The organism is Synechococcus sp. R8-2, from assembly GCF_047461715.1.
Taxonomy (GTDB): Bacteria; Cyanobacteriota; Cyanobacteriia; order Thermostichales; family Thermostichaceae; genus Thermostichus.
Genome location: NZ_JANSHQ010000543.1, coordinates 1 through 4,740 on the forward strand (window position 1 = coordinate 1; position 4,740 = coordinate 4,740).

The following is a 4,740-nucleotide window of genomic DNA, read 5'->3' on the forward strand; positions in this document are numbered from 1 at the left end:
CCGCGAAAGCTAAATCCCCGCTCAGGACAGTCCAGTTGCGGAGAACTCACCCCCAAGTCGGCCACGATGCCATCGAAGGGGATCCCCTGCCCCTGCTCATCCCGAAAGCCGTGCTGCTGCAGATCGAAATCGGCAAAATTGAGGTGCCACAGTTGGATGCGGCTGCCGGGGATCCCTTCTGCTGCAAAACGCGCTTGCGCCGCCTGCAGAGCCGCCGGATCCCGATCCAACCCCACCACTCGGGCAGCTCCCCCCCGCAGCAGCGCCAAGCTGTGCCCACCCCCTCCCAACGTCGCATCCAAAAAAATACCGCCCCCCTGGGGTTGCAGGTAGGCCATCACCTCCTCGGTCAAAACGGAATCGTGTTGATACACCTTGCCAAGCACGGTCTGCGGGGGTTCTATTTCTGCTGCTACAAAGTTCAGTATCTGCAAAAAAAAAAGGCCGAGGCCAGGCCCCGACCGAGGAATCCATGTTGTTAAGGTGATCCTCTGAGAAAAGAGGGGTGGCCGTCAAAAGACAGGCTGTCTTGGGATCCCCGGCAAAATCTCTGGGGCGCGAGTCCCGCTCTGAGTATGATGAGACTGCTGCCGCTTTTGCCAAGTCTGCCGTCAGGGTTGCTGTGTTGACTCACTCTTCTTCTACCGATATCCTCACTCTCTCGTCGGCCAAGGGCCTGCGCGGCCAAGTGAGCATCCCCGGCGACAAATCCATTTCCCACCGCGCCCTGATGCTGGGATCCCTGGCCGAAGGAGAAACCACCATCCAAGGGCTGTTGCTGGGAGAGGATCCCCGCAGTACGGCAGCCTGTTTTCGGGCGCTGGGGGCAGATATTTCGGAGCTCAACAGCGAGTGTGTTCGCATTCGGGGAGTTGGCCTGGGCCAGCTGCAAGAACCGGCAGACGTGTTGGATGCCGGCAACTCCGGCACCACCCTGCGACTGATGCTGGGGATCCTGGCTGGCCAGGCCGGGCGCTTTTTTGCCGTCACCGGCGATCGCTCCCTGCGCTCGCGGCCCATGGGGCGGGTGGTAGAACCGCTGCGGCAGATGGGGGCCAGCATTTGGGGACGGGCCGGTGGAACCTTGGCACCTTTGGCCGTACAAGGGGGATCCCTGAAGGGCATTCACTACCGCTCCCCGGTGGCTTCAGCGCAGGTAAAATCCTGCCTCTTGCTGGCGGGCCTGCTGGCAGAAGGCACCACCCAAGTCACCGAGCCGGCTCTCTCTCGGGATCACTCGGAACGGATGTTGCGGGCCTTCGGGGCCAACATTCAGGTGGATCCGGAAACAAAAACCGTGGCCGTGGTGGGGGGATCCCGCCTGGTGGGCCAGAGAGTTCAGGTGCCGGGGGATATCAGCTCGGCAGCCTTTTGGCTGGTGGCCGCCTCCATTGTGCCCGAGAGCGAATTGCTGCTAAGGGATGTGGGCCTCAACCCCACCCGTACCGGTGCGCTGCAGGTGTTGCAGGAGATGGGGGCCGATATTCAAATTGAAAACTGCCGGGAAATGGCCGGCGAGCCCCTGGGAGATCTGCGGGTGCGTTCGGCCCGCTTGCGCGGCTGCACCATCGCCGGCGATCTCATCCCCACCTTGATCGACGAGATCCCGGTTTTGGCGGTGGCGGCTGCCTTTGCCGAGGGGATCACCGTGATTCGCGATGCCGCAGAGCTGCGGGTCAAAGAAAGCGACCGTCTGGCTGCCATAGCCCAAGAGCTGAGCCGCATGGGAGCCCAGGTCACTGAATATCCCGATGGCCTGGAAATCAAGGGAGGGATCCCTCTTCACGGGGCCGAGGTCGACAGCCACGAGGATCACCGCATCGCCATGAGCCTGATGGTGGCAGCTCTAGGAGCGCAGGGATCCACCCTCCTCAGGGGAGCCGACTGTGCCCGCATCTCCTACCCCGACTTCATTCCCACCCTGCAACGATTGACTGCTTCCCCCCTGGAGTCTTGAGAGGGCCCATCTTTAACTTTGCCGCCTCTGCTCCTATGTCGACCTGCCCCAGCCCGCCCGGCCCTATCGCCATCGAACATCTCTGCTTCCGGGTTCCTCCCGGTGGGCAAGCAGCCTTTCTTGAGCAAGACGAGCGGGTTTGGGGATCCGCCCTGCGTCGGCATCCGGGTTTTCTGGGCAAAGAAGTTTGGCTGGATCAAGAGGATCCCGAACTTGTCCACCTCATCCTCCGCTGGGCCAGCCGCGCTGATTGGAAAGTCTTTTCCCCCGAGCAAGTGGAGGCATTGGATCGGCAAATGCGGCCTTTTTATGTGCGCTTGGAACAGGCCAAAGAATACCAGCTCTGGCAGCCCGGCCCTTCTGCAGGGACAGGAAAGCAGGATTAAGGGATCCCTTCAGTCTCAAAACCTACCTCAGAGCCCACCGAGTCAGCCCTGGGGGATCCTGCCACCCGCTCCTGCTCCACCAGCTCCCGCAAACTGGGCATGGTCACGGCCAAAGCTCCTTCTCGCCGCTGCAGCCCCGCTTCAAAACTCTCAGGGGTGACAATGCCGCCGGAAATGAGCATCTTAAAAGCATCTTCCACCGGCATGAACACTTCCACCACCTGGTCTTCCGGCACAATGGCGTACCAGCCCGTCGTTGGATTGGGGGTGGTGGGCACAAACAGGCCAAGGGAGCGCTGCGGCCCATCGGGCCGAATGGGAGTTTGAATGGTGCCCGTCACAAAGGCCAGCGCCCAAGCTCCTGGTCGGGGATATTCCACCAGCACCACCCGCCGAAAGCGCTGATTGTTGGGGGCAAACAAAACACTGACCAATTGCTTCAAGGTCTTGTACACCAGCCCCGCCACCGGAATCGCATGGAGCAACTGTTCGCTGAGATTGAGCAGCCACTGGCCGACAATGTTGCGGGCCATGAAGCCAATCAACAGGATGAGCACAATCGGCGTCAACAGGCCCACCGCCAGATCGATGAGGTTGATCAAGATCGGGTGCAAACCCTGGATGGGATTGAACTGCTTCGGAATGCTGGTCAGAAAGCCAATGCTCCAGGTGGCCACCTCCACCGTCAGCCAAATGGTAGTTGCCAGAGGGATCACCACCAGCAACCCCGCCACGAAGTAGTTCTTAAGATGCTGTTTCCATTGTGAAACCATGGTGAGGTCGTCCCGTCGAGTCAACCGAGTGGATGCATCGAACCCTTGCAAGTGGAGCTTGCAGATGGCAATCATGATACCTGCCTTCTGCGTTGCCCTCATGGGGGGCAGCCGCAACTTGCTCGAAAAAGAAACCGGGCTGCCAAAAAGCGCAGAGCCCCAAACTTTCATCAGGCCGATAATGCTATCTTAGGTCGATATAAAATTTTGTAAAGGCAGGGATCCCGTCCCGAGGCGTTGTGGCCAAGCCCCTGGATGGTTTGTGTTTCTGCTGGGTGTTGCGTGGGAGGCCCTATGTCAGAGTCAGATTGGCTAGAGCATACCTGTCAGGTGGAGGTGCCTGTTCCCATTGAGCAGGTATGGGATTTGTGGGCCAACCTCACCCTCATGCCCCGTTGGATGAAGTGGATCCGCTCGGTGGAATTGCTGGATCAGGAGCTGTCCCGGTGGACACTGGACACCCGCGGCCTCACCTTCAGTTGGATCTCCCGCACCCATACGGTGGTGAAACACCAACACATCGGCTGGAGTTCGGTGGAGGGGCTGCCCAATCGGGGCGCGCTGCGCTTTTACGACCGCAAAGGCAGTACTATTGTGAAGCTGTCGGTGGCCTACAAGCTCCCGGGGATCCTCGGCAAAATCTTGGATGGCCTGTTTGTGGGCAAAGTGGTGGAGAGCACCATCCAGGCAGATCTGGAGCGCTTCAAAGCCTATGCCCTAGAGCAGGCGGGGCCAGCCGCCGACAATGCCTCGGCCAGCTAGTCTCCGTTCGTCAGGCCCAAGTGTTTCGCCGACCTTCCCCATTGTCAACCCTCGCCACTGCAAAGGCCGCTTCATGTCAGATCCCTCTCCTGAGCCTGTCATTGCCCTCTCTCGTCAGCCGGTGGACAACCGCAACATTCGCTTCTCTCTGGAGCGGGGCGAGCTGGATCTGGATCAACTTCTCCTGCTGTTGAACCGCAATGCCTTTTGGGCGCAGAATCGCCAGCGGCAGGAGATGGAGCGGGCCGTTGCCCACAGCCATCCGGTGGTCAGCGCCTGGGATGGGGAGCGCCTGATTGGCTTTGGCCGCGCCACTTCCGATGGGGTTTACCGAGCCGTCCTCTGGGATATCGTGGTTGATCACGATTACCGACGTCAGGGCATTGGCCGCAAGTTGGTGGAAACCCTGATCAGCCATCCCCACCTGCAGTCGGTGGAGCGCATCTACCTGTTCACAACCCATCAGCGTGGCTTTTACGAGCGAATCGGCTTTGTGGAAAATCCCAGCACCACCTTGGTTTTACACGGGCGCCCTCTGGAGTTTTTAGTCCCGGCTGCCGAGCAGGAGCAGGCTTGACCGACAGGGATCCTGGGTGAGTGTATCTTGAACAACAGTGGGTTGGCTCTGCCTTGGGAGGAGGACGCGCTAGCCTGAAAAGCAAAAAGGGTGAGAGGGTGTACTCATGGCCAATCGCCTCGCCACAAGTTCCAGCCTTTATTTGCGCAAGCACGCCGAGAACCCGGTGGACTGGTGGCCTTGGATCCCAGAAGCTCTGGAGAAAGCGCGGGCCGAGGATAGGCCGATTTTCCTATCCATCGGCTATTCCAGTTGCCACTGGTGTACGGTCATGGAGGGCGAGGC

7 protein-coding genes are annotated in these 4,740 nt (G+C 60.0%); 5 read left to right on the plus strand and 2 right to left on the minus strand.

Annotation, left to right across the window (positions count from 1 at the left end; translation table 11 throughout):
- Window positions 1-374: 16S rRNA (cytosine(1402)-N(4))-methyltransferase (mraW, locus tag NW819_RS12155; RefSeq protein WP_414413897.1), on the minus strand; the 374-nt coding region annotated here is incomplete at its 3' end.
- 248 nt (window positions 375-622) lie between these two features.
- On the opposite strand from mraW, the gene aroA reads away from it, so the two are divergent.
- The gene (gene aroA, locus NW819_RS12160; RefSeq protein WP_414413900.1) at window positions 623-1,957 is read left to right on the plus strand and encodes a 3-phosphoshikimate 1-carboxyvinyltransferase; all 1,335 of its coding nucleotides are present in this window, start codon (window positions 623-625) and stop codon (window positions 1,955-1,957) included.
- Between the two features lie 35 nt (window positions 1,958-1,992).
- Window positions 1,993-2,343: a TIGR03792 family protein gene (locus NW819_RS12165; RefSeq protein WP_414413898.1), complete on the plus strand. Its 351-nt coding sequence runs from the start codon at window positions 1,993-1,995 to the stop codon at window positions 2,341-2,343.
- Here NW819_RS12165 and NW819_RS12170 read toward each other — a convergent pair.
- Window positions 2,340-3,191, minus strand: a complete 852-nt coding sequence (locus tag NW819_RS12170; RefSeq protein ID WP_049749634.1) for a DUF502 domain-containing protein — start codon at window positions 3,189-3,191, stop codon at window positions 2,340-2,342. The two genes, NW819_RS12165 and NW819_RS12170, sit on opposite strands and share 4 nt — an antisense overlap.
- 219 nt (window positions 3,192-3,410) lie before the next feature.
- On the opposite strand from NW819_RS12170, the gene NW819_RS12175 reads away from it, so the two are divergent.
- The 3 genes from NW819_RS12175 to NW819_RS12185 all read left to right on the plus strand — a co-directional run.
- Entirely contained in the window at window positions 3,411-3,878 is a 468-nt protein-coding gene (locus NW819_RS12175) for an SRPBCC family protein (RefSeq protein WP_414329520.1), read from the plus strand.
- Window positions 3,879-3,951: 73 nt separating this feature from the next.
- Window positions 3,952-4,455: a GNAT family N-acetyltransferase gene (locus NW819_RS12180; RefSeq protein WP_414413899.1), complete on the plus strand. Its 504-nt coding sequence runs from the start codon at window positions 3,952-3,954 to the stop codon at window positions 4,453-4,455.
- 106 nt (window positions 4,456-4,561) lie between these two features.
- The coding region (locus tag NW819_RS12185) for a DUF255 domain-containing protein (protein ID WP_414329524.1) at window positions 4,562-4,740 on the plus strand (179 nt) is incomplete at its 3' end.

Excerpts from the sequence above, each read along its gene's own strand:
- NW819_RS12165 (WP_414413898.1), top strand. The coding sequence starts at position 1,993 with ATGTCGACCTGCCCCAGCCCGCCCGGCCCTATCGCCATCGAACATCTC.
- NW819_RS12170 (WP_049749634.1), bottom strand. The coding sequence starts at position 3,191 with ATGATTGCCATCTGCAAGCTCCACTTGCAAGGGTTCGATGCATCCACT.
- NW819_RS12175 (WP_414329520.1), top strand. The coding sequence starts at position 3,411 with ATGTCAGAGTCAGATTGGCTAGAGCATACCTGTCAGGTGGAGGTGCCT.
- NW819_RS12180 (WP_414413899.1), top strand. The coding sequence starts at position 3,952 with ATGTCAGATCCCTCTCCTGAGCCTGTCATTGCCCTCTCTCGTCAGCCG.